Genomic DNA, 22,576 nt, shown 5'->3' on the forward strand with positions numbered 1-22,576 from the left:
GTATGCGGCGTCTGCGGCGGCGAGCTTATTTGTCGCTCTTGCTCTTTTTCAGCTGGTCGCGCTGCTGCACGTATTCCTGATAGCTGGTCTGGTTGCGCTTGCGGCAGGCGTTGCGGTCGTCAAAATTATTAAGGCTGTTGCAGTACTCGCCGATCTTGTCCCGGTTCGCGTCATACAGTACTTCGCAGCCGGTGATGGCCAGCAAGAAGGGAATGATCAGATATTTCATTGCTACTCTCATGGATAGGGACGGGATTGCGCGAAAAACACCAGATTGCCCACTGGATAAGCGGGCAGCTTTATCTTAACGCGATCTTGACGAAAAATACAAGCGCTCGGTATTACTTATTGGAAAGGATACCCGGCACAAGGAGCTGATCAGCGCCAGCCTCCTCGTTCAACAGCGGATTGCCGGCCGCAAACGCCGCCAGGTGCTCAAGCAGCACGCGCACGCGGGCCGGCAGGTAGCGCCGCTGCGTCCACACGGCATACACATGGCGCGGCTGCGGCATCCAGTCGGGCAAGACGCGCACGAGGCTGCCCCGGGCCACTTCCTCGCGGCATTGCAAAAGCGGGCACAGCAGGATGCCGATGCCCGCGTCGGCCATCTCCACGGCCAAACGCATCTCGTTGACGCGCAGGCGCGCCTGCGGTTCGATCACCATTTCGGCGCCGTCGCCGGGCCGCCGCAAACGCCAGCTGCGCAGCGGCTCGGCCACGATCAGCTCGTGCTTTTCCAATGCCTGCAAGTCGCGCGGCACGCCGGCACGCGCCAGATAGCCGGGCGCGGCCACCATCACCAGCGCGGCACTGCCCAGCCGGCGCTGCATCAGCGAGGAATCGTCGAGCGCGCCCACGCGGATGGCCAGGTCGGCGCCGCTGCCCACCAGGTCTTGCAGCAGGTTCGACAGTTCCAGCTCCAGGCGGATGTCCGGATACTTCTGCATGAAGCTGACCCAGGCCGGCGTCAGCAAGCCGCTGGCGAAGTTGACGGGCGCCAGCACGCGGATGCTGCCCGAGACGGCCGACAGGCTGGCGTCAAGCTGCTGCGTCGCCTGCCGCAGGGCGTGCACGAGGGGACGGCACTGCTCGTAGTATTGCCAGCCTTCCGCCGTCGGCTGCAGACGGCGCGCGCTGCGGTTGAGCAAGCGGTAGCCAAGCTGGCTTTCCAGCTTTTGCAGTCGGCGCGTGACGGTCGCGGCGGGCAAGTCTTCCTTGACGGCCGCCGCATGCAGGCTGCCCGCCTCCACGATGGCGACAAATAAGGCTAAATCATCAAGCATGATTGCATTTTCGGAATTTGAAATTAAAAATATGGCTCTAGTATAGATTGCTGCAAGTCGTTACGCTGCATATCCTTACCATGTTGAAAGTGCCCCATGTCCGATGCCCTGCGCCTGCGCTGCGTATTTGCCTTCCTGATGTCGCTGGTCATGACCCTGCTGATGAGCGCCTGGGTCACCTGGCTCAATATCGGCCTGCAGGCCGACTTCCTGCCCCGCTGGCGCCATGCGTTCTTTGCCGCCTGGCCGGTGGCCTTTTGCGCCGTGATGCTGTTCGCGCCCCGCGTGCAGCTGTTCAGCCGCAGCATCGTGGCCCGGCTCGCCAGCCGCCCTTAACCGGCAGTCGGCCAGCAACAGTATCACTCGGTCACTCCCGCCCACGGCCGCCCTGATCCGGGCTATGCTATGGCCGTCCTTGTTTTTATAGCGGAGTACCCATGCTAGATCACGTTTCCCTCACCGTCAGCGACCTGGAACGCGCCGAGCGCTTCTACGACGCCATCTTCGCCGCGCTTGGCGTGCCCAAGGTGGGCAGCGACCATGCCGATGCATGGATAGGCTATGGCGAGCGCAGCGATGCGCAGCATCCCGAGCGCAGCTATTTTTCCGTGCGCCTCGGCCCCACGCCCGACGACGCGCCGCGCCGCCATTACTGCTTCAAGGCCCCCTCGCGCGCGGCCGTGGAAGCGTTCTGGCATACGGGGCTGGCGCACGGCGGCATCGACCTGGGCGCGCCCGGCTTGCGCCACTATCACGCCAGCTATTACGCGGCCTTTTTGTTCGATCCGGACGGCAACCGCATCGAAGCCGTCTGCCATCACGCCGACGCCGGCTGACAGGACGGGAAATACGCCTCTGTTCGGCATTTCCACTTCGGCACGATTTGCCTATAATGGCTGGCAAGCCATACCCGTCCCCGGTCCGTGCACCAAGAAGGAGATTCATGCATCATCTATTCGTCGGCCGCCCCGCGCGCACCATGCTCCTCTCCAGCGCCGGCCTGCTGCTGGCAGGCTGTTTTTCCGGCTGCTCCCTGTTGCCATCGACCCCGGTCATGCCCGGCGTGCCGGCCACGGCCGCCCTGCCCGACGCCAGCATCGCCTACACCCTGAGCGGCCAGGGCGGCTTGCCCGTCGTGTTCCAGTCGGCCATGGGCGACGGCAAGGATGTGTGGGCCAAGGTGGTGCCCGAAGTAGCTCGGCAGCACCGCGTGCTCGTGTATGACCGTCCCGGCTACGGCGACAGCAAAAAAACCACCACGCCGCGCGACCCGTGCACCATTGCCGCCCAGCAGCGCGCCCTGCTGGCGCAAGCGGGCCTGAAGCCGCCGTATGTGCTGGTCGGCCATGGCCTGGGCGGGCTGTACCAATATGTGTATGCCAGGCTGTACCCGCAGGACGTGGCCGGCTTGGTCTTGCTCGATCCCACGCACCCGCAGCAATGGAACCGCCTGCAGACGGACGCGTCCGCCTACGCCATGCTCGTCAAAACGCGGCGCAAACTCATGTTCAACAGTACGGAATCGGCCGAATTCGATGCCCAGACGCAGTGCCTGCAGCATGTCGACATGAGCAGCCCGCTGCGCGTGCCCGCCATGCTGCTGGTACGCGACAAGTTCGGCATCGAGGAAATGGGTTCGTTCGAGAACGTGGTGCGGGCCCAGGAAAAGGATTGGCAGCGCCTGTCTGGCGCGCCAGCCATCGAGCGCATCACGGGCGCCGGCTACTACATCCAGAAAGACAACCCCGTCATCGTCAACGAGGCGGTCAAGATGGTGGCGAAGAAGAAATAAAAAAAGGGCAGAGAAATCTGCCCTTTGTCATTCAACAGCCCAACATCAGCTATTGAAACCCTTGCCCTCGCCCGCCAGTTTCACCAGTAACGGCGCCGGCGTCCATGCTTCGCCGTGGCGGCCCTTGGCATAGCCGGCTATCGTGCCCTGCACGTTCGGCAAGCCGACCGTGTCCGCATAGAACATCGGGCCGCCGCGGAACAGCGGGAAGCCATAGCCCGTCAAATACACCATGTCGATGTCCGAGGCACGCAGGGCGATGCCCTCTTCCAGGATGCGCGCGCCTTCATTGACCAGCGCGTACACGAGCCGTTCGACGATTTCCTGGTCGCTGATCTTGCGCCGCGCCACGCCGATGTCGGCGGAGTGCTGGATGATCATGGCGTTGACCTGTTCCGATGGATACGCCTTGCGGTCGCCCGGCTTGTAGTCGTACCAGCCGGCTCCCGTCTTCTGGCCGTAGCGTTTCAATTCGCACAGCAGATCGGCCGTCTTCGAGTACGTGACGTCCGGTTTTTCCACGTAGCGGCGCTTGCGGATGGCCCAGCCGATGTCGTTGCCGGCCAGGTCGCCCATGCGGAACGGGCCCATGGCGAAACCGAATTTCTCCACCGCCTTGTCTACCTGTTCCGGCAGACAACCTTCTTCCAGCAGGAAGCCGGCTTGCCGGCTGTATTGCTCGATCATGCGGTTGCCGATGAAACCGTCGCACACGCCCGAGACGACGCCCGTCTTCTTCAGCTTTTTCGACAGCGCCAGCGCCGTGGCCAGCACATCCTTGCCCGTTTCCTTGCCACGGACGATTTCCAGCAGCTTCATCACATTTGCCGGGCTGAAGAAATGCGTGCCGATCACGTCTTGCGGGCGTTGGGTAAACGCGGCAATCTTGTCCAGGTCCAGGGTGGACGTGTTCGAGGCGAGGATGGCGCCCGGCTTCATGACGGCATCGAGCTGCTTGAAGACGGCTTCCTTGACGCCCAGCTCTTCAAAGACGGCTTCGATGACGATGTCGGCTTGCGCAATGTCGGCATAGGCTAACGTGCCGCTGACCAGGGCGATGCGCTGCTCGGCCTTCTCTTGCGTCAGCTTGCCCTTCTTGACCGTGTTCTCGTAATTCTTGCGGATCGTGGCCAGGCCCTTCTCCAGCGCTTCCTGCCTGGTTTCCAGCAAGATCACGGGGATGCCCGCGTTGGCGAAGTTCATGGCGATGCCGCCGCCCATGGTGCCGGCGCCGACGATGGCCGCGCTGGCGATCGCGCGCACGGGCGTATCGGACGGCACGTCGGGCACCTTGCTGGCGACCCGTTCGGCAAAAAAAGCGTGGCGCAGGGCTTTCGATTCAGGCGACTGCACCAGTTGCATGAACAGGTCGCGCTCGTACTTCAAACCCTCGTCGAATTTCATCGTCACGGCAGCCGCCACGGCGTCGACGCATTTGAGCGGCGCGGGGAACGGGCCGGACATGGCTTTCACCGTATTGCGCGAAAACTGCAGGAACGCTTCGTGGTTCGGATAGTCGACCTTGCGCTCGCGCACTTTCGGCAGCGGGCGCACGTCGGCCACCTTGGTGGCAAAGGCCACGGCGGCGGCCAGCAAATCGGCGCCGGGCGCGATGACTTCGTCGAACAGGGCCGTGCCGGCCAGTTTTTCGGACGCGACGGGCGTGCCGGAAACGATCATGTTCAGGGCCATTTCCAGGCCCAGCACTCTAGGCAGACGCTGCGTGCCACCCGCGCCCGGCAAGATGCCGAGCTTGACTTCCGGCAAGGCCATCTGTGCGCCAGGCGCGGCCACGCGATAGTTGCAGCCCAGCGCCAGCTCCAGGCCGCCACCCATGCAAACGCTGTGGATGGCCGCCACCACCGGCTTGGTCGACTGCTCGACGACATTGATCAGGGTATGCAGGGTTGGTTCCGTGAGCGCCTTGGGCGAATTGAATTCCTTGATATCGGCGCCGCCCGAAAAGGCCTTGCCGGCGCCCGTGATGACGATGGCTTTGATGGCCTCGTCTGCCAGCGCCTGGCGGATGCCGGCAACGGCGGCCGTGCGCGTCGCCAGGCCCAGGCCATTCACGGGCGGGTTGGCCAGGGTAATGACGGCAACGGCGCCGTTCACTTGATATTCAGCACTCATGTCTCTTCCTTATTGATTTTTGCTCAGCGATGAGGTGGTTGCAAGGGATGAAGCTTCACTATACCGCATAAAAGAACGCTCGTATTATTTTTGTCGCGTGCGCGCAGCCGTCAGCATGTTACGCCATGGTACAACATCGTTTGCGGAAAGATTCTGCTGCATGCAGCAAGCGCCAGTAGAAGCTATCACTTGGATATTCATTTAAATAATAAAACCACAATAATAATAACGTCGTTTTATTATGTGAAAGAATGGGTTTGTTATATGTGGACAGGGGCCAATTGCGACAGTTTTGACATTATTTATTCCCGCCCCTTGTTTTTCGCCAGATGCTGGGGAATAATAAAATTATTGATTCAAATCAATACTCTACAATTTATTTACCATAAGGCATACTGCGGGGCAAACACTGGCGGCCGTTCATCGCGCACATTCTCACCGATTATCACCAGGTGTCGGCCCATGCAATAACACCGCTGTCTTAATCATTGTCTTAAACCGATAGCAGAAAAAATAATAAAAGCAGCCTTATCGCTCCCCTTCCTCTTCTCACCCCGAAGGAAATACTATGGACGCAGCCAGCCATGTCAGCCACTCCCAGGATCTGGACTTACAAGCGATAAATACTGCATTGAACCGTGTCCAGGCCGTCATCGAATTCGAGCTCGACGGCACCATCCTGCATGCGAATGAGAATTTCCTGCGTGTCGTCGGCTATACCCTGGCGGAAGTGCAAGGCAAGCACCATGCCATCTTCTGCGACCCCGAGTATGTCAAAACGGACGAATACAGCAACTTCTGGGCCAAGCTGGGACGCGGCGAATTCGACCAGGGTGAATACAAGCGCCGCGCCAAGGATGGGCGCGAAGTGTGGATCAACGCTTCCTACAACCCCATCCTCGACGCGGACGGCAAGCCGTATAAAGTCATCAAGTTCGCTACCGACATCACGGCCCTGAAAAAGCGCAATGTCGAATACGAAGGCAAGGTCAGCGCCATCGGCAAGGCGCAGGCCGTGATCGAATTCGACATGCAGGGCAATGTGCTGGAAGCGAATGAGAATTTCCTCGCCGTCATGGATTACGACTTGAGCGATATCCAGGGCGAGCACCACCGCATGTTCTGCGAGCCCGAGTATGCGAGCAGCGCCGAGTACAAGAAATTCTGGCAAAAGCTCAACCGCGGCGAATTCGACGCGGGCCGCTACAAGCGCCTGGGCAACCATGGCAAGGTGGTGTGGATACAGGCCACCTACAACCCCATCCTCGACCTGAACGGCAAGCCATATAAAGTGGTCAAGTTCGCCATCGACATCAGCGAACAGGTGAACCTGGAAAACAGCATCCAGTCCAAGGCCGCCAACGACAGCCGCAAGGTCAATGCCCTGCTCGAATCGGTGGCGCGCGCGGCGCAAGGCGACCTGACCTGCAATATCGTGCCCGAGGGCGACGAGCCGATCGACCTGCTGGCCGGCGGCATCAGCAAGATGATCGTCGACTTGCGCGGCGTGATCGGCAACGTGGTGTCGGCCGCCAACGGCTTTGCCGACGCCTCGCACACGATCGCCGAACGGGCCACGGGCGTGGCCGTGGGCACGCAGGCGCTGGGTGCCACGGTGGAAGAAATGAACGCCTCCATCGATGGCCTGACCTTTTCCATCAATTCCATCGCGGAAAACACCTCGAATGCCGATTTCCTGGCGAAAGCCACGCAGCAGGAAGCGGAAGCGGGCGCGCGCGCCGTCGCCAAGTCGATCGAGGCGATGGACTTGATCAACCGCTCGTCGGAAGACATCGGCGAAATCGTCAAGGTCATCAGCGAAATCGCCAACCAGACGAATATGCTGGCCTTCAATGCGGCCATCGAGGCGGCGCGCGCGGGCGAGCACGGCCTGGGCTTTTCCGTCGTCGCCGACGAAGTACGCAAGCTGGCCGAGCGTTCCTCGCAGGCCACCAAGGAAATCTCCAAGCTGATCAACGAGTCCGTCAAGCGCGTTTCCACCGGCAGCGAGATTTCGCGCCAGGCCAGCGACGCCTTCGACAAGATCGTCTCGGGCGTGGCGAAAACCACCCTGGCCATTTCCGATATCTCGAAGGCGGCCAACGAGCAGCTGCTGACGGCGCGCGAAGTGTCCACGGCCATCCAGTACATCGCCGAGGAAACGGAAAAGTCGGCTGCCAACTGCGACAGCATCGCCCGCTCGACGGACGGCTTGAACGAGCGCGCTGGCAGCCTGAACCAGACTGTCTCCGGCTTCGTGGTGTAGGCCATGAGCCACGCGGCCACCTTGACGCCCGAGGTGCTGACGACCCTGATCGCGCTGGTGCGCGAGCATACGGGCATCGCCATGACGGCGCGCAAGAGCGTCTTGCTGGAACGGCGCTTGCAGCCACGGCTGCAGGCGCTGTCCCTGCACAGCTACCAGGCTTATCTGGACCGCGTGGCCAGCGACCGCGATGAAGTGGCCCATTTCATCGACCTGGTGACCACCAATGACACCCTGTTCTTCCGCACGCCGTCGATCTGGGATTATTTCCGCGACCGCTACCTGCCCGCCTGGGCCCGCGCGCATCCGGACGGCTGCCTGTCCATCTGGTCGGCGGCCGCCGCCAGCGGCGAAGAACTGTATTCGATCGCCATGCTGTGCGAGCAATTCAAGCTGCAAGCGCCCGCCTTCCGCTACCAGATCCTGGCCAGCGACATTTCGCAGCAGATCCTCGGCGCGGCGCGGGCCGGCCAGTACAGCGGCCGCTCCGTCGAGCGCATCCGCCTGTCGCACCCGGACTTGCTGCGCAAATATTTCACGCCCGCGCCGTATGGCGTCCAGGTCAACGAGGAATTGCGGCAAAACGTCAGCTTTGCCCAGCATAATCTGCTGGACGCATTGCGCCCGGCGCGGCAGTTCGACCTGGTCTTCCTGCGCAACGTGCTCATTTATTTCGATGCCGAGCACCAGGAAACCGTGCTGCGCCAGGCGCGCCTGAGCCTGAAGGACGAAGGCCGGCTGATCCTGGGCGAGTCGGAAACCATCGCCCGGCTCGGCACCGGCTACCAATTTGAGTTTCCCATGATTTATAAGGCGGGTAGCGCATGAGCATCATCCTCGACCCTGGCTTGCCGCTGCACCATGTTGGCATGGGACAACTTAGCGTGGGCACGCATGGCGAGCAGCTGCAAGCCTTGCTGGGCTCGTGCATCGGCATCGGCTTCATCTGGAAGAATGGCCCGTGCTGCGGTCTGGCCCACTGTTTGCTGCCGGAAGCGCCGGGCGCCGACAGCAGCCTGGGGGCACGCTATGTAAGCCAGGCCGTGCCTTCGCTGCTGCGCCTGATGGGCGTGCGCCAGGCCGACTACGCCGATATCGACGTGGTGCTGGCGGGCGGCGCCAGCATGTTTGGCCCGCGCAATGGACGCCTGCAAGTGGGCCGGCAAAACGCGGAAGCGGCGCAAAAGTACCTGGACCAGTGCGGCTTGCACGTCAGTTTTTGCGCGCTGGGCGGCCGCCATGGGCGCCAGTTGCTGATCGATTGCGCCCGGCACAGCTATGCCGTCACCGATGTGGTGGCGCAACCCGAATGGATTCCACGCAAGGAAGGCGCATATGGATATGCATGAAGCGACAGGCTTGCAAGCGCAGGGCGCAAGCGACACGGCCACAGAACTGTTCGGTTCCTTCCACCTGGGCGACGATGAATTCGCCCTGCCCGCCAGCTGCATCCGCGAAGTGGTGAACTACCCCGCGAAAGTCACGGCCCTGCCCCTGTCGCCCGCGTATCTGGAAGGCATGTTCACCTTGCGCGGCAGCGTCATTCCGGTGGTCAACCTGGGCCGCTTGTTCCGCGCCGATGCGCCGCGCGCCGTGGCCACGGACAAGATCGCCATCCTCGACTTCCAGCAAGTGCTGATCGGCATCGTCTTCCAGGATACGGGAGAGATCCTGCGCGTGCCCGCCAGCGCCCGCAGCGCCCTGCAATATGCGGCCGGCGACAGCCACGCCGTCATCGCCGGCACCATCCTGCAGGGCGGCGGCGCGCGCCTGCTGCAGGTACTCGACCCGCACGCCCTGCTGCGCATCGAAAACGTGCCCCATGTGCTGGCCCTGCAGGCGACGGGCGCCAAGCTGAGCACGGCCCGCTACCATGCCCAAAGCGAACGCCGGCAATGCGTCAGCTTCCGTGCGGCCGGCGCCACGTTTGCCTTTGAAATGCTGGCCATCCAGGAAATCATCCGGGTGCCGGAACTGCACAGCTCCCTGCTGAACAGCGAACTGTGCCTGGGGCGCATGCATTTTCGCGGCAGCCAGGTGGCCGTCGTCGACTTCGGCGCGCTGCTGCAGGCGCCCGCGTCCGGCACGGCGGTCACGGCCGCAACAGGCGATCAGCGCATCATCGTCGTGCGCCTCGACGACACGACCGTGGGCTTCCTCGTCGATTCCGTCGACAGCATCGTGCATTTCTTTGGCGACGAGGTGCTGCCGATTCCCCTGCTGAGCAAGGCGCGCGCCGCCATGTTTGCCGGCTGTATCACGAAAGAGGGGCTGGGCGACATCATTTTCCTCGACCACAAGGGCATCCTGTCGCAGGCCGAGATCGTCGAGATGCGCGACGGCCACGCGCGCCTGTACCCGGCCGACACGGACGCGAAAACGGCCACCACGCGCAAGGCGCCGCGCCGCGTCTACATCACGTTTACGGTGGAAACCCGCTTCGCCGTGGAAATCGGGCAAGTGCGCGAAATCATCGACTTCAGCGGCGCCATCACGACGCCGCCGGGCATGCCGGCCTGCATGCGCGGCATGCTCAATTTACGCCAGCAAATGATCAGCATCATCGACCTGCGCCAGTTGTACGCCATGCCGGCCTTGCCGGACGCCAGCGCGGGCAAGATCCTCATCGTGGAACGGGGCGCCGAGCGCTACGGCTTCCTTGTCGACCATGTCGATAACATCATGACCATTTCCGACAGCCAGCGCTTTGCGGCGCCGCAAATCATCCGCACGGGAGAGCATGACGACTTGCGCAGCGAAATGGATGAGATGATCGATATCGGCACGGATGCGCAGCGCCAGACCCTGTCCGTTTTCCAGTGCGATCACTTGCTGGAAAAGCTGGGGTCGGCGCTGCCGCGGGCGGCCTAGGCTGCTTTACATCCCCGGCAGCTGGTGCCCCTTGAACTGCTCGCGCAGCTTGTTTTTCTGGATCTTGCCCGTGGCGCCCATGGGCAAGGCGTCGATGAACAGCACGTCGTCCGGCGTCCACCACTTGGCAATCTTGCCCTCGAAAAACTGCAACAAGGCATCGCGCGTCACCGTCATGCCGGGGCGCAGCACGACGACGAGCACGGGGCGCTCGTCCCATTTCGGGTGAAACACGCCGATGCAGGCCGCCTGCAACACGGCCGGGTGCGCCATGGCAAGGTTTTCCAGGTCGATGGTGCCGATCCACTCGCCGCCCGACTTGATCACGTCCTTGCTGCGGTCCGTGATCTGCATGTAGCCATCCGTATCGATGGTGGCCACGTCGCCCGTGGGGAACCAGCCATCCTGTAACACGTCGCCACCCTCGTTCTTGTAATACGAGGAAATGATCCACGGTCCTTTCACCAGCAAATGGCCATAACTGATGCCATCCCACGGCAATTCCTTGCCGTCGTCGTCGACGATCTTCATGTCCACGCCGTAGATCGCATGGCCCTGTTTTTGCAGGATCTTGCGCTGCTCGTCCTTCGGCAAGTCCAGGTGCTTGGTCTGCAAGCCGCCGGCCGTGCCCAGCGGCGACATTTCCGTCATGCCCCAGGCGTGGATGACTTCCACGTCGAACTTGTCGATCAGGGTATCCATCATGGCCGGCGGACACGCCGCGCCGCCGATCACCGTGCGGCGGAAAGTGGAAAATTGCAGATTATTCTGCAAGGCGTGGTTGAGCAAACCCAGCCAGACTGTAGGCACGCCGGCCGAGAACGTCACTTTTTCCGCCTCGAACAATTCATACAGCGACTTGCCATCGAGCGCCGCGCCGGGAAACACCATGCGCGCGCCGGACAGGGGCACGGAATACGGCAGGCCCCAGGCATTCACGTGGAACATGGGCACGACGGGCAGCACGGTATCCGAGGCGCGCACGTTGAGGGCGCTGGGCATGGCCGAGGCATACGCGTGCAGCACGGTCGAGCGGTGCGAATACAGGGCGCCCTTGGGGTTGCCCGTCGTGCCCGACGTGTAGCACAGGGTGGCGGCCGCATTCTCGTCGAACAAGGGCCAGGCGTAATCGTCGGAATGCGTGGCGATCAAGTCTTCATAGCACAGCAGGTCGGGAATCGTGCTGCTGGCGGGCATGCGGTCGCGGTCGCACATCAGCACGAAATGGCGCACGAAGGTGCAGTCGGCGGCGATTTTCTCCACCACGGGCAAAAAGGTCAGATCAAACAGCAAGACCTGGTCTTCCGCATGGTTCGAGATGTAGGCGATCTGGTCGGGAAACAGGCGCGGATTGATCGTGTGCAAGACGGCACCCGAGCCGGACACGGCATAATAGGCTTCCAGGTGCCGATAACCATTCCAGGCCAGCGTGGCGACCCGGTCGCCCATGCCGACGCCGAGGCCATGCAAGGCATTCGCCAGGCGCCGCGCGCGCTGGTGGCAATCGCGGTAGGTGTAGCGGTGCATATCGCCCTCCACCCGCCGCGAAATGATTTCGCTGCCTCCATAATGACGCGCTGCAAACTCGATAATGCTGGAAATCAGCAGGGGCTGATTCATCATCTGGCCCATCACTGGACTCAAGGGGAATGCCGACATCGTGTCTCCTGGGTTGGCTGCTTGCTTGTTGTTGGAATTTAAAGATTTTCCTTAGTTTCGTACGGTCGTGCGGAAATCGTCAACGCATTTCGATATTGCATTGCAGCATGGAATTTTTGATTCCGTTTTTTGCCGCATTGGCTCCCATTACCGGGCCCGCCACGCACCTTCGCGCCGTGCGGTAAAATCGCCTTCCAGGCTGGCGCACCGTGCCGCTACATCTTATTTGAATGGAATTGCCATTACCGCTCATACCTTACCACTGGATAACGCCTTTGCGGCCTTGCCGCCCGCGTTCTACACGCGCTTGATGCCCACGCCCCTGCCCGCCCCGTATTTCGTGGCCGCCAGCGCGCCAGCCGCTAGCCTGATCGGCCTCGACGCCGCGCGCCTGGCCGAGTCCGCTTACGTGGAACTGCTGAGCGGCAATGCGGTTGCCGAGCGCTCGCTGCCCCTGTCGGCCGTGTATTCGGGCCACCAGTTCGGCGTCTGGGCCGGCCAGCTGGGCGATGGCCGCGCCATCCTGCTGGGCGATATCGCCACAGAAACCGGTCCGATGGAGCTGCAGCTGAAAGGCGCCGGCGCCACGCCGTATTCGCGCATGGGCGACGGACGCGCCGTGCTGCGCTCGTCCATCCGCGAATTCCTGTGCTCGGAAGCCATGGCGGCGCTGGGCATTCCCACCTCGCGCGCGCTGTCCATCATGGGTTCGCAGCAAGGCATCATGCGTGAAACAGTCGAGACTGCCGCCGTCGTCACGCGCATGGCGCCCAGTTTTGTGCGCTTCGGCTCGTTCGAACACTGGTTTTACCGCAAGCAGCCGGACGAGCTGAAAATCCTTGCCGATTACGTCATCGACAGTTTTTATCCCCATTTGCGCGCTGCATCAAATCCATATCAAGCCTTGCTGGCCGAAGTGAGCGTGCGCACGGCGCACATGATTGCGCACTGGCAAGCCGTGGGCTTCATGCATGGCGTCATGAACACGGACAATATGTCGATCCTGGGGCTGACGCTCGATTACGGCCCCTTCGGCTTCATGGAAGCGTTTGATGCCGAGCACATCTGCAACCATACTGACCAGCAGGGCCGCTATTCCTACGCCAACCAGCCGCAGGTGGGCCACTGGAACTGCTATGCGCTGGGCCAGGCCCTGCTGCCGCTGATCGGCGAAGTGGAACTGGCGCAGGCTGCGCTGGACAGCTACCAGCCGGCCTTTGCGGAGAAGATGAATGCCTTGCTGCGCGCCAAGCTGGGCTTGCGCTCGGCGCAAGACGACGATACGGCGCTGTTCGACAGCATGTTTGCGCTGATGCAAGCCAATCACGTGGATTTCACGAACTTCTTCCGCGCTCTGGCGACTCTGCAAGTGGCGGCCCCCGAGCACGACACGGTGCTGCGCGACCTGTTCATCGACCGCCCCGCCTTCGATGCGTGGGCGGCACAATACCGCGCGCGCCTGTTGCAAGAGCACAGCGTCGATGCCGAACGGCAAACAGCGATGAACCTGGTCAACCCGAAATACGTGCTGCGCAACTACCTGGCGCAAGTGGCCATCGAAAAAGCCCAGCAGCACGATTACACGGAAGTGGCGAAATTGCTGGAAATACTGCAAAAGCCATTTGACGAACAGCCTGAACACCAGCACTATGCGGCCCTGCCGCCCGACTGGGCCAGCCACCTTGAAGTCAGTTGCTCATCCTGAGGAGTCATTATGACCACGAATAAAGTCAAAAAAACCGACGCCGAATGGCGCGCCATGCTCGACTCGATGCAATACGAAGTCACGCGCCACGCAACCACGGAACGCGCGTTCACGGGCAAGTTCTGGGACCACCATGAACATGGCATCTATACCTGCGTCTGCTGCAACACGCCCCTGTTTGCCTCGGATACGAAGTTCGATTCCGGCTGCGGCTGGCCCAGCTATTTCCAGGCCCTCGACCCGGCCAACGTGACGGAGATCGTCGACCGTACCCACGGCATGCTGCGCACGGAAATCGTCTGCGCCGTCTGCGACGCCCACCTGGGCCACGTCTTCCCGGACGGCCCGCCACCGACCGGCTTGCGCTACTGCATCAATTCGGCCTCCTTGCGCTTCGATCCGCAGCCTTGATGCTGGCAATGGCTTGGGCCTTGCTCCTAAGCCATTCCTAAGATGATTCTAATAAGACCAGTGTAAAGTCTCGCCATGAAATTTCTATTCGACCTATTCCCCCTGATCGCCTTCTTCGCCGCCTTCAAACTGGGCGGCATGTATGAAGCGGCCACGCACGATTTCGTGCAGCAATATTTGTCCGGCTTCGTGTCTGGCGGCCTGATCAAAGCCGACCAGGCGCCGTGGATACTCGCCACCCTCGTCGGCATCGTCGCCACGGCTTGCCAGGTCAGCTATCTGCTGCTGCGCGGACGCAAGGTGGACGGCATGCTGTGGCTGTCGCTGTTCATCTTTGTCGTGTTCGGCGGCGCCAGCATTTACCTGCATGACGATTTCTTCCTGAAATGGAAGCCGACCCTGATCTACTGGCTGTCCGGCCTCGCCCTCCTGATCGCCCAGGTGGGTTTCAAGAAAAACCTGATCCGCAAGACCATGGAAGCGCAGGTGCAATTGCCTGATGCCGTATGGAACCAGTTGCTGGCCGCATGGATCATTTTCTTTGGCGCCATCGGCGCACTGAACCTGTTCGTCGCCTTCGTGCTGTACAAGGGCGACATGGCTGCCTGGGTCAGCTTCAAGGCGTTTGGCGCGACGGGCATCTTCTTTGCCTTCATCGTGGCGCAAACCCTGTTCCTGGCTAAACATATCAAGGAAGACGCATGATGAGCACCACCACCGAAAACACCGCGCCGGAAACGCGCATGCAGCGTATTCGTACCCGCCTTGAAACGGCACTTTCCCCTCTGGAATGCGTGCTGGAAGACGACTCGGCGCGCCACCGGGGCCATGCCGGCGCAGCCTCCGGCGGAGGCCATTACAATCTACGCATTATTTCTAATCAATTTGAGGGGCTCAGGCTCGTCATGCGCCATCGACTGGTGTATGATTCCGTGCACGATATGATGCATAATGAGATACATGCATTGGCGATTGTGGCCCTGGCGCCGTCCGAAGTAGTGTAAGGATGGCGTTTTGGCGTACCCGAGCCATGTTATCAATTTCTTTCCATGCGTTTTTTACGAAACTTTCCCTAACAGGATTTAATAATGACTTTTAAGCCAGCCCGCTTGCTGATCGCACTACTCGCCGTTGTCGCGGTACCTGTTTTTGCGCAAAATGTTGCCGTTGTTAATGGCAAGCCTATCCCATCGTCGCGCGTTGATGCAGTCGTCAAGCAAGTCGTCGCCCAAGGCCAGCAACCGGATTCGCCGCAACTGCGCGAAATGATCAAGAAGGACTTGATCGGCCGTGAAGTGCTGATGCAAGAAGCGGAAAACAAAGGTTTCGGTAAAGATGCAGCCGTCAAGCAGCAAATCGAGAACGCACGCCAGGCCATCGTCATCAACGCCCTGGTCGGCGACTACCTGAAAAAGAACCCTGTCAACGACGCTGAAATCAAGGCGGAATACGACCGCTTCGTGGCCCAGACCGGCGACAAGGAATACCACGTGCGCCACATCCTGGTCAGCACCGAAGCGGAAGCGAAAGACATCATCGCCAAGCTGAAAGGTGGCGCCAAGTTCGAAGACCTGGCCAAGCAATCGAAAGATGCCGGTTCGGCCGACAATGGCGGCGACCTGGACTGGGCAGCGCCATCGTCCTTCCCGAAAGTCTTCTCCGACGCCTTCGTGAAACTGCAAAAAGGCCAGGTCACCGACACCCCGGTGCAAACGCCTAACGGTTTCCACGTGATCAAGCTGGACGACACCCGCGCGGCAAAACTGCCGACCCTGGAAGAAGTCAAGCCACAGATCGCCGAAGCGCTGCAGCAAAAGAAACTGCAAGCGTATCAGGAAGAAATGATCAAAAAAGCAAAAGTTCAGTAAGAACTGACTTCCCCGGCGCCCTTTTCGGCGCCGGTCGTGTATTCTGCGCCTGAATGCGCACTGCACGTCAGTCGCGATCTTTTGTATCGGTTTTTGTATACTTATTAGGAATGAACATGATTTTGAAGCCAGCCCGCCTGATCTTAGCCCTGGTCGCCGTTGTAGCGATCCCTGCGTTCGCGCAAAACGTGGCCACCGTGAATGGCAAGGCCATCCCGTCGTCGCGCGTCGACCAGGTCGTCAAGCAAGTCGTCGCCCAAGGCAAACAAGCGGATTCGCCGCAACTGCGCGAAGCCATCAAGAAAGACCTGATCGGCCGTGAAGTGCTGATCCAGGAAGCCGACAAGCAAGGCTACGGCACGCGTCCGGAAGTCAAGTCGCAGATCGACAATGCCCGTCAAAGCATCATCATCAACGCCCTGCTGGCCGACTACGTCAAGAAAAACCCCGTCAAGGACGCTGAAATCAAGGCCGAATACGACAAGTTCAAGGCGCAAGCGGGCGACAAGGAATACCATGCACGCCACATCCTGGTGGCCACCGAAGCGGAAGCGAAAGACATCATCGCCAAGCTGAAAGGCGGCGCCAAGTTCGAAGAACTGGCGAAAGTATCGAAAGACGGCTCCGCAGCCAATGGCGGCGACTTGGACTGGGCCAGCCCAGCTTCGTACGTGAAGCCATTCTCCGACGCCATGGTCGCCCTGAAACCAGGCCAGGTCACGCAAACGCCAGTGCAATCGCAATTCGGCTTCCACGTGATCAAGCTGGAAGAAACCCGTCCGACGAAGCTGCCGGCACTGGAAGAAGTCAAGGGCCAGGTATCCGAATCGCTGCAACAGAAGAAACTCGCCGCTTACCGCGATGAGTTGATGAAGAAGGCAAAAATCCAGTAATATCGGATGAAGATGAAAAGGCGCTCCACGGAGCGCCTTTTTTACGCCTGGAGATACCATGAATCTACATCAAGAATTAAAAATCGCGCTGGAAGCGGTTGCCGAACCGGGCCGTGCGGGGCCCATGCAAGCCTACATGCGCGGCCAGTTTGTGTTCCTGGGCGTGGCAGCGCCGCAGCGGCGGCTGGCCGCCAGGGGCTTGCTGGCGGGCCTGAAGGGCGTCGATGCCGGGACCTTGCTGCAACATGCGCAACGGCTGTGGCAGCAGCCGCAGCGCGAATACCAGCACGTGGCGCTCGACATGCTGGCCCTGCACCGGCGGCAACTGGACGTCTGCCACCTCCCCGCCCTGCTGGCACTGGCGCGCCAAAGGGCCTGGTGGGACAGCGTGGATGGCATGGCGGGCATCATCGGCGAGGTGCTGCAGGCGGCGCACCAGCGCGGCGGCGACGGCCATGCGCACATGGCGGGCGCCTTGCGGCATGACGATTTCTGGCTGCGCCGCATCGCCATGCTGCACCAGTTGGGCTGGCGCGCCGACACGGATGCCGGCTGGCTATTTGACGCGGCCCTCGCGCTGGCGCATGAAGATGAGTTTTTCATCCGCAAGGCCATCGGCTGGGCCTTGCGCGATTACGCCCGCCACGCGCCCGAAGCCGTGACGGTATTTGCCAACGCGCACCGCCAGCAACTGTCGCCGCTCAGCTACCGCGAAGCGCTGAAGCACCAGCCACGCTGAACGCCGGCCCACCGAGCTTCACAACCGAGATTCACAGCCGCTTGTGCATGCGCGCCAGCGGCAGCTTGATGTCGTCAGGCAAGTCCAGGTGAAACTCTTCCGTGACGGCAAAGCCGCTGGCCAGGTACAGCGGCACGCCGGGCAAGGTGGCGGCCAGTTCCAGGGCAGTAAAACCGGCAGCCAGGGCCTGGCGTTCGCAATGGCGCATCAGCATGCTGCCCAGGCCCTGGCGCGCGGCAGCGGGTTCGACAAAGAAGGCGCGGATGCGGCCCGGCTGGCTGGCCGGATCGAGCAGCGGGTCCGGCCCGCTCTTGGCGCGGTCGGCGCCATACAGGGTGGCGCGCTGGCTCCAGCCGCCGCAAGCCAGCATGGCGCCATCGCGTTCGATGACGAAATACGTCCGGTCGGCAACGAGTTGCGTATCGACGCCGAACACGTGGCGCGTCACGGACGCGGCCTGTTCCTGCGTATAAAATCCCGCGCTCAGTTCCACGCCGGAACGGGTGATCAGCGCATTCATGGCCGGTACATCGGCCGGCAGCGCCACGCGCAAGCTGCTCAAAGCGCCAAAGCTGAACCAGGCACGGCGGATGCGGCCCTGCTCCACTTCATACGTCGCCACCAGTTCCTGTGCCGACACGCCATCGTCCGTGTCGCCATGGACGATTTCATGGTCGATCACCAGCTTGCCGCAGGCTATGCGCTTGAGCAACTGCGCCCGCGGCCGGCTGGCGGCAAAGCGGGCCGTGAAACGGGGGCCGATCTGCGCGCTGCCCGTGGCCAGCAAGGTGTCGGGGTGCTGGAATTGCTGTGCGTCATCGGCATAGATGGCCAGCAAGGCTGGCACGTCGTGTGCGTTATAGGCGTCCAGTTGTGCCTGGATCACCGCCGTTGGCGAAATGAGTGTATCGTTGGCAAGCGCCATGCGTGCACCTGTTGTGATGTGGTTGGAAAGTTGCAAAGCGTAACACTGTCGCTCCTGTCGCGGCGCGGTTTGCTGCGATAATTGTAAGATTCATTATAAGATTCACCGCAAGAGACATCTTGCGGCGTCACCAATCAATCGCAAATCGCAGCAGGAGTAGATATCATGAAATGGGAAGGCAATCGCGAAAGCGACAATGTGGAAGATCGCCGTGGCGAAGACGGCGGTGGGAGCGGCGGTGGCGGCGGCTTTGGTTTCGGCGGGCGCTCGATCGGCATCGGCACCATCGTCATCGCCCTCGTCGGCTCGTATGTGCTGGGCGTCAATCCCTTGACTTTGCTCAACCTGCTCAGCGGCGGTGGCGGCCAGATCAGCACCCAGCAAAGCCAGGCGCCGGCGCGCCAGCCACCCGAATCGGACGACATGGCCCGCTTCGTGAAGACCGTGCTGGCCGATACGGAAGACACGTGGGGCGCCCTGTTCAAGGCCGAAGGCGGCAGCTACGTGAAACCCAAGCTGGTACTGTTTTCCGGCAGCACGCCGACGGCTTGCGGCACGGGCCAGAGCGCCAGCGGGCCGTTCTACTGCCCCGGCGACCAGAAAGTCTATCTGGACCTCGACTTCTTCAACCTGATGCAGCAGCGCTTCAAGGTCTCGGGCGAATTTGCCGAAGCCTACGTGATCGCGCATGAAGTGGGTCACCACGTGCAGAACCTGATGGGCTTGTCCGAAAAGGTCGACAAGGCCCGCCGCACGCAATCGGAGCGCCAGGCCAACGCCATGTCCGTGCGCCTGGAATTGCAGGCCGACTGCTTTGCCGGCGTGTGGGCATATCACGCGAACGCCGACCGCAAGATCCTGGAACAAGGCGACGTGGAAGCGGCCCTGAAAGCGGCCACGGCCATCGGCGACGATGCGCTGCAGCGCCAGTCGCAAGGCCATGTCGTGCCGGATTCGTTTACGCACGGCACCTCGGAACAGCGCGTGCGCTGGTTTACCAAGGGCATCGAAAGCGGCCAGATTGCCCAGTGCAATACGTTCGAAGCGCGCCAGTTGTAAATGAATCCACGCATGCCGCCCCGCGCGGGCCGGCATGCGCATCCATCAGGGCACGCTGACGTCGTAGCGCTTGCCCAGTCTTTTCAGCTCGCCCGTCTCGATCAGGTTATTCAGTTCCTGGTCGAACTGCAGGCGCAGCTTGTCGAAAGCGGGCGAGCGGGGGAAGGCGAAATAGCCGTTTTGTATGTCGATGACTTTGGGCAAGGGCTTCACCTGGCGGCCGTAGCCCAGGCGGGCAATGACGGGGTCGGTATTGCGGCGGTTGCTGACAAACACGTCGACGTGGTTGTGCACCAGCATCTTCAAGCCATTTTCCACATTGTTGGCCACGCTGACCTGCAAGCCGGGCCGCACGCGCTCCCAGTCCGCGCCATAGGCCCAGCCGTTGAGCAGCACCACCCGGCGGCTCTTCAGCACCGCGTAGTCACCATCCCAGCCGAAGCTGGCGTCCTGGCGCGTATAGAAGACCATCTGGTCCTGGTAGAACGGCTTGTCGGAAAACGCCATGCTGGCAATGCGCTCGGGCGTCTTGTAGGGGCCGATCAGGATATCGGCCTGGCCCTGCACCAGCATGGCTTGCGCGCGCGCCCATGGCACCATGCGAAAACGCACGGTATTGCCCGTGCGCGCCGCCATCAGGCGCAGCAGTTCCGCGCCCAGGCCGCCATATTCACCGCTGTTTTGATACTCGAACACGCGCTCGAACTGCGCGCCCACGGCCAGCAGTTCCCGCGCTGGCGCCTGCGATGGTACAAGCAGCGCAGACCACAGCAGCGCCAGGGCCAGCAGGCGCCGCCCTGCTCTGCTCATCAGCCGACGATGCGCAAGGAGTAATCGGTGGCCCGCACATCCTTGGTCAGGCTGCCGATCGAGATGCGGTCCACGCCCGTTTCGGCAATGGCGCGCACGGTGTCGACATTGATGCCGCCGGACGCTTCCAGCAAGGCGCGGCCCTTGGTAACGGCCACGGCCTCGCGCATCATGTCGTTGCTGAAGTTATCGAGCAGGACGGAGACGGCGCCCGCATCCAGCGCTTCCTGCAATTGCGCCAGGGTTTCCACCTCGATTTGCACGGGCACGCCCGCGTCGAGGTTGCGCGCGTTTTCCAGGGCCTGGCTGACGCCGCCCGCGGCCGCGATGTGGTTTTCCTTGATCAGGATGCCGTCATACAGGGCCAGGCGCTGGTTCTTGCCGCCACCCACGCGCACCGCATACTTTTGTGCCAGGCGCAGGCCAGGCAAGGTCTTGCGCGTATCTAAAATGGAGGCCTTGGTGCCGGCGACCACATCGACATACTGGCGCGTGGCCGTGGCCACGGCCGACAGCAGTTGCAGAAAATTGAGAGCGCTGCGCTCGGCCGTGAGCAAGGCGCGCGCCGGCGCCTCGATCGTGCAAACGACGCTGTCGGCCGCCATCATGTCGCCTTCGGCGTAATGCCAGGCAATATCGATGCTGCGGTCCAGGCTTTTCATGATGCCTTCGAACCACGGCGCGCCGCACAGCACGGCCGCTTCGCGCACGATGACACGGGCCGTGACGATATGGTCAGGCGGCACCAGCTCGCCCGTCAGGTCGCATTGACCCACGTCTTCCAGCAAGGCGGCCAGCAAATTGCCTTCGAACGCGCGCGCCAGGGCCGGATCGAAAGGAGCGAAAGAATTAACGAGGGTACTCATGCTGGACCGATTCCTTGGAACAATGTGGTTTCTTTTGCCAGATCCGCACCCGGCTTAAGGCCTGCCTTCTTGGCGGCGGCGAAGTCGAGCATGCGATTGATCGAGCGCACGGCCAGCTGGCCGACGGCGGGATCGACGTGGATTTCGTTGTGCATGTTTTCCAGCGTTTCCGCCAGGTTCAGCAAACCGTTCATGGCCATCCACGGGCAATGCGCGCAACTCTTGCAGGTGGCGCTGTTGCCGGCCGTGGGCGCTTCGATGAAACGTTTGCCCGGCGCGGCCGCGCGCATCTTGTGCAGGATGCCGTTGTCGGTGGCGACAATGAACGTGTCCGTGTCCATGGTTTGCGCTGCCGCAATCATTTGCGACGTGGAACCCACCATGTCGGCCAGCGCCACCACGTTCGCGGGCGACTCCGGATGCACGAGCACCTTCGCTTGCGGATACTCTTCCTTGAGCAGATCGAGTTCGATGCCCTTGAATTCGTCATGCACGAGGCAGCTACCCTGCCACAGCAGCATGTCGGCACCCGTTTCCTTCTGGATATACCCGCCCAGGTGCTTGTCGGGTGCCCAGAGGATTTTCTTGCCCTGCGCATGCAAATGGGCAACGATATCGAGGCCGATGGACGAGGTCACCATCCAGTCCGCGCGCGCCTTCACGGCCGCGCTGGTGTTGGCGTAGACGACGACCGTGCGGTCCGGATGGGCGTCGCAGAAGGCCGTGAATTCATCCACCGGGCAGCCGAGGTCGAGCGAACAGGTCGCGTCGAGGTCGGGCATCAGCACGGTTTTTTCGGGACTGAGGATTTTCGCCGTTTCGCCCATGAAGCGCACGCCGGCCACGACGAGGGTCTTGGCAGGATGGTCGCGCCCGAAGCGGGCCATTTCCAGGGAATCGGAGACGCAGCCGCCCGTGGCTTCCGCCAGGTCTTGCAGGTCAGCATCAACGTAGTAGTGGGCAACGAGCACGGCTTCGCGCTCGATCAGCAAGCGCTTGATGCGCGTGATCAGTTCGGCTTTTTCAGCCGGGGAAGGCGTCGCTGGCGTGCGTGCCCAGGCGTGGGCAGTGCAGCTGGCTCCGTCTTGTGGATGTTCGTACTCGACGGATTTGATGGCTAAAGTTTGCATGGCTGTGTCAAACAAAACGGGATAGACCGGCACGATTGCAATAAAGCAGGTGCGCCGGAACGAAAGGACCGCGGCGCGTCGGTGTGGGTGGTACCAGAGTACCCCACCGGCTTTCCAAACGCCTGATAAAACCGTAGCGAGCGGCAGCGATTTGTGGCCGAGAAGC

The 22,576-nt window shown here is 61.6% G+C and carries 23 protein-coding genes; 15 read left to right on the forward strand and 8 right to left on the reverse strand.

Going from position 1 to position 22,576, the window contains the following annotated elements; all coding sequences use genetic code 11:
• Positions 1-25: 25 nt before the first annotated feature.
• Complete coding sequence (locus tag CSQ93_RS05765) at positions 26-229, reverse strand: hypothetical protein (RefSeq protein WP_035819100.1); 204 nt, start codon at positions 227-229, stop codon at positions 26-28.
• 112 nt (positions 230-341) lie between these two features.
• Entirely contained in the window at positions 342-1,283 is a 942-nt protein-coding gene (locus tag CSQ93_RS05770) for a LysR family transcriptional regulator (RefSeq protein ID WP_099377198.1), read from the reverse strand.
• Between the two features lie 96 nt (positions 1,284-1,379).
• Here CSQ93_RS05770 and CSQ93_RS05775 point away from each other — a divergent pair, with 96 nt between their 5' ends.
• The 3 genes from CSQ93_RS05775 (at position 1,380) to CSQ93_RS05785 (ending at position 3,075) form a co-directional block, all read left to right on the forward strand.
• Positions 1,380-1,619, forward strand: coding sequence for a DUF2798 domain-containing protein (locus tag CSQ93_RS05775; protein ID WP_099377199.1), 240 nt, complete (start codon positions 1,380-1,382; stop codon positions 1,617-1,619).
• A gap of 101 nt (positions 1,620-1,720) precedes the next feature.
• On the forward strand, positions 1,721-2,119 hold the full coding sequence (locus CSQ93_RS05780) for a VOC family protein (protein WP_099377200.1): 399 nt from the start codon (positions 1,721-1,723) through the stop codon (positions 2,117-2,119).
• A gap of 107 nt (positions 2,120-2,226) precedes the next feature.
• Positions 2,227-3,075: an alpha/beta fold hydrolase gene (locus CSQ93_RS05785; RefSeq protein WP_158301136.1), complete on the forward strand. Its 849-nt coding sequence runs from the start codon at positions 2,227-2,229 to the stop codon at positions 3,073-3,075.
• A gap of 45 nt (positions 3,076-3,120) precedes the next feature.
• Here CSQ93_RS05785 and CSQ93_RS05790 read toward each other — a convergent pair whose 3' ends face one another.
• On the reverse strand, positions 3,121-5,208 hold the full coding sequence (locus tag CSQ93_RS05790; protein ID WP_099377202.1) for a 3-hydroxyacyl-CoA dehydrogenase NAD-binding domain-containing protein: 2,088 nt from the start codon (positions 5,206-5,208) through the stop codon (positions 3,121-3,123).
• A 568-nt stretch (positions 5,209-5,776) separates the two neighbouring features.
• Between CSQ93_RS05790 and CSQ93_RS05795 the strand changes: the two genes are divergently transcribed.
• The 4 genes from CSQ93_RS05795 to CSQ93_RS05810 are packed head-to-tail and all read left to right on the forward strand — an operon-like array spanning position 5,777 to position 10,345.
• Positions 5,777-7,474, forward strand: a complete 1,698-nt coding sequence (locus CSQ93_RS05795; protein ID WP_099377203.1) for a methyl-accepting chemotaxis protein — start codon at positions 5,777-5,779, stop codon at positions 7,472-7,474.
• A gap of 3 nt (positions 7,475-7,477) precedes the next feature.
• Positions 7,478-8,302, forward strand: coding sequence for a CheR family methyltransferase (locus CSQ93_RS05800; RefSeq protein WP_099377204.1), 825 nt, complete (start codon positions 7,478-7,480; stop codon positions 8,300-8,302).
• A complete protein-coding gene (locus tag CSQ93_RS05805; protein WP_099377205.1) occupies positions 8,299-8,823 on the forward strand; it encodes a chemotaxis protein CheD in 525 nt (174 codons plus the stop codon). Before CSQ93_RS05800 ends, CSQ93_RS05805 begins: the two co-directional genes overlap by 4 nt.
• Complete coding sequence (locus tag CSQ93_RS05810; protein WP_233516064.1) at positions 8,810-10,345, forward strand: chemotaxis protein CheW; 1,536 nt, start codon at positions 8,810-8,812, stop codon at positions 10,343-10,345. The genes CSQ93_RS05805 and CSQ93_RS05810 overlap by 14 nt, the downstream gene beginning before the upstream one ends.
• A 6-nt stretch (positions 10,346-10,351) precedes the next feature.
• Here CSQ93_RS05810 and CSQ93_RS05815 read toward each other — a convergent pair whose 3' ends face one another.
• The gene (locus CSQ93_RS05815) at positions 10,352-12,004 is read right to left on the reverse strand and encodes a 3-(methylthio)propionyl-CoA ligase (protein WP_099377206.1); all 1,653 of its coding nucleotides are present in this window, start codon (positions 12,002-12,004) and stop codon (positions 10,352-10,354) included.
• A gap of 226 nt (positions 12,005-12,230) precedes the next feature.
• Here CSQ93_RS05815 and CSQ93_RS05820 point away from each other — a divergent pair, with 226 nt between their 5' ends.
• The 7 genes from CSQ93_RS05820 to CSQ93_RS05850 all read left to right on the forward strand — a co-directional run bounded on the left by CSQ93_RS05820 (position 12,231) and on the right by CSQ93_RS05850 (position 17,620).
• Positions 12,231-13,709 (forward strand): protein adenylyltransferase SelO, encoded by a 1,479-nt coding sequence (locus CSQ93_RS05820; protein WP_099377207.1) that lies wholly within the window; start codon positions 12,231-12,233, stop codon positions 13,707-13,709.
• Positions 13,710-13,718: 9 nt separating this feature from the next.
• Complete coding sequence (msrB, locus tag CSQ93_RS05825) at positions 13,719-14,120, forward strand: peptide-methionine (R)-S-oxide reductase MsrB (RefSeq protein ID WP_099377208.1); 402 nt, start codon at positions 13,719-13,721, stop codon at positions 14,118-14,120.
• Between the two features lie 75 nt (positions 14,121-14,195).
• Positions 14,196-14,825: a septation protein A gene (locus tag CSQ93_RS05830; protein WP_099377209.1), complete on the forward strand. Its 630-nt coding sequence runs from the start codon at positions 14,196-14,198 to the stop codon at positions 14,823-14,825.
• On the forward strand, positions 14,822-15,124 hold the full coding sequence (locus CSQ93_RS05835) for a BolA family protein (protein ID WP_233516066.1): 303 nt from the start codon (positions 14,822-14,824) through the stop codon (positions 15,122-15,124). The genes CSQ93_RS05830 and CSQ93_RS05835 overlap by 4 nt, the downstream gene beginning before the upstream one ends.
• An 84-nt stretch (positions 15,125-15,208) precedes the next feature.
• Complete coding sequence (locus tag CSQ93_RS05840; protein WP_099377210.1) at positions 15,209-15,988, forward strand: peptidylprolyl isomerase; 780 nt, start codon at positions 15,209-15,211, stop codon at positions 15,986-15,988.
• Between the two features lie 116 nt (positions 15,989-16,104).
• Positions 16,105-16,881, forward strand: a complete 777-nt coding sequence (locus CSQ93_RS05845; protein ID WP_099377211.1) for a peptidylprolyl isomerase — start codon at positions 16,105-16,107, stop codon at positions 16,879-16,881.
• A gap of 58 nt (positions 16,882-16,939) precedes the next feature.
• Entirely contained in the window at positions 16,940-17,620 is a 681-nt protein-coding gene (locus CSQ93_RS05850) for a DNA alkylation repair protein (protein WP_099377212.1), read from the forward strand.
• Between the two features lie 31 nt (positions 17,621-17,651).
• Here the strand turns inward: CSQ93_RS05850 and CSQ93_RS29350 are convergent, their stop codons facing one another.
• Complete coding sequence (locus CSQ93_RS29350; protein ID WP_099377213.1) at positions 17,652-18,545, reverse strand: GNAT family N-acetyltransferase; 894 nt, start codon at positions 18,543-18,545, stop codon at positions 17,652-17,654.
• Between the two features lie 165 nt (positions 18,546-18,710).
• On the opposite strand from CSQ93_RS29350, the gene ypfJ reads away from it, so the two are divergent.
• Positions 18,711-19,604 carry a KPN_02809 family neutral zinc metallopeptidase gene (gene ypfJ, locus CSQ93_RS05860; protein ID WP_099377214.1) on the forward strand — a complete coding sequence of 298 codons (894 nt, stop codon included), beginning with the start codon at positions 18,711-18,713 and terminating at the stop codon, positions 19,602-19,604.
• A 45-nt stretch (positions 19,605-19,649) separates the two neighbouring features.
• On the opposite strand, the gene CSQ93_RS05865 is transcribed toward ypfJ, so the two are convergent.
• Genes CSQ93_RS05865 through nadA form a run of 3 tightly spaced genes read right to left on the reverse strand, consistent with a single transcriptional unit; the run spans position 19,650 to position 22,410 of the window.
• Positions 19,650-20,414 carry a substrate-binding periplasmic protein gene (locus CSQ93_RS05865; protein WP_099377215.1) on the reverse strand — a complete coding sequence of 255 codons (765 nt, stop codon included), beginning with the start codon at positions 20,412-20,414 and terminating at the stop codon, positions 19,650-19,652.
• Entirely contained in the window at positions 20,414-21,280 is an 867-nt protein-coding gene (gene nadC, locus CSQ93_RS05870; RefSeq protein WP_099377216.1) for a carboxylating nicotinate-nucleotide diphosphorylase, read from the reverse strand. Before nadC ends, CSQ93_RS05865 begins: the two co-directional genes overlap by 1 nt.
• The gene (nadA, locus tag CSQ93_RS05875) at positions 21,277-22,410 is read right to left on the reverse strand and encodes a quinolinate synthase NadA (RefSeq protein ID WP_099377557.1); all 1,134 of its coding nucleotides are present in this window, start codon (positions 22,408-22,410) and stop codon (positions 21,277-21,279) included. Before nadA ends, nadC begins: the two co-directional genes overlap by 4 nt.
• Positions 22,411-22,576: the final 166 nt, after the last annotated feature.

Source organism: Janthinobacterium sp. BJB426 (genome assembly GCF_002735705.1).
Lineage (GTDB): Bacteria > Pseudomonadota > Gammaproteobacteria > Burkholderiales > Burkholderiaceae_D > Janthinobacterium.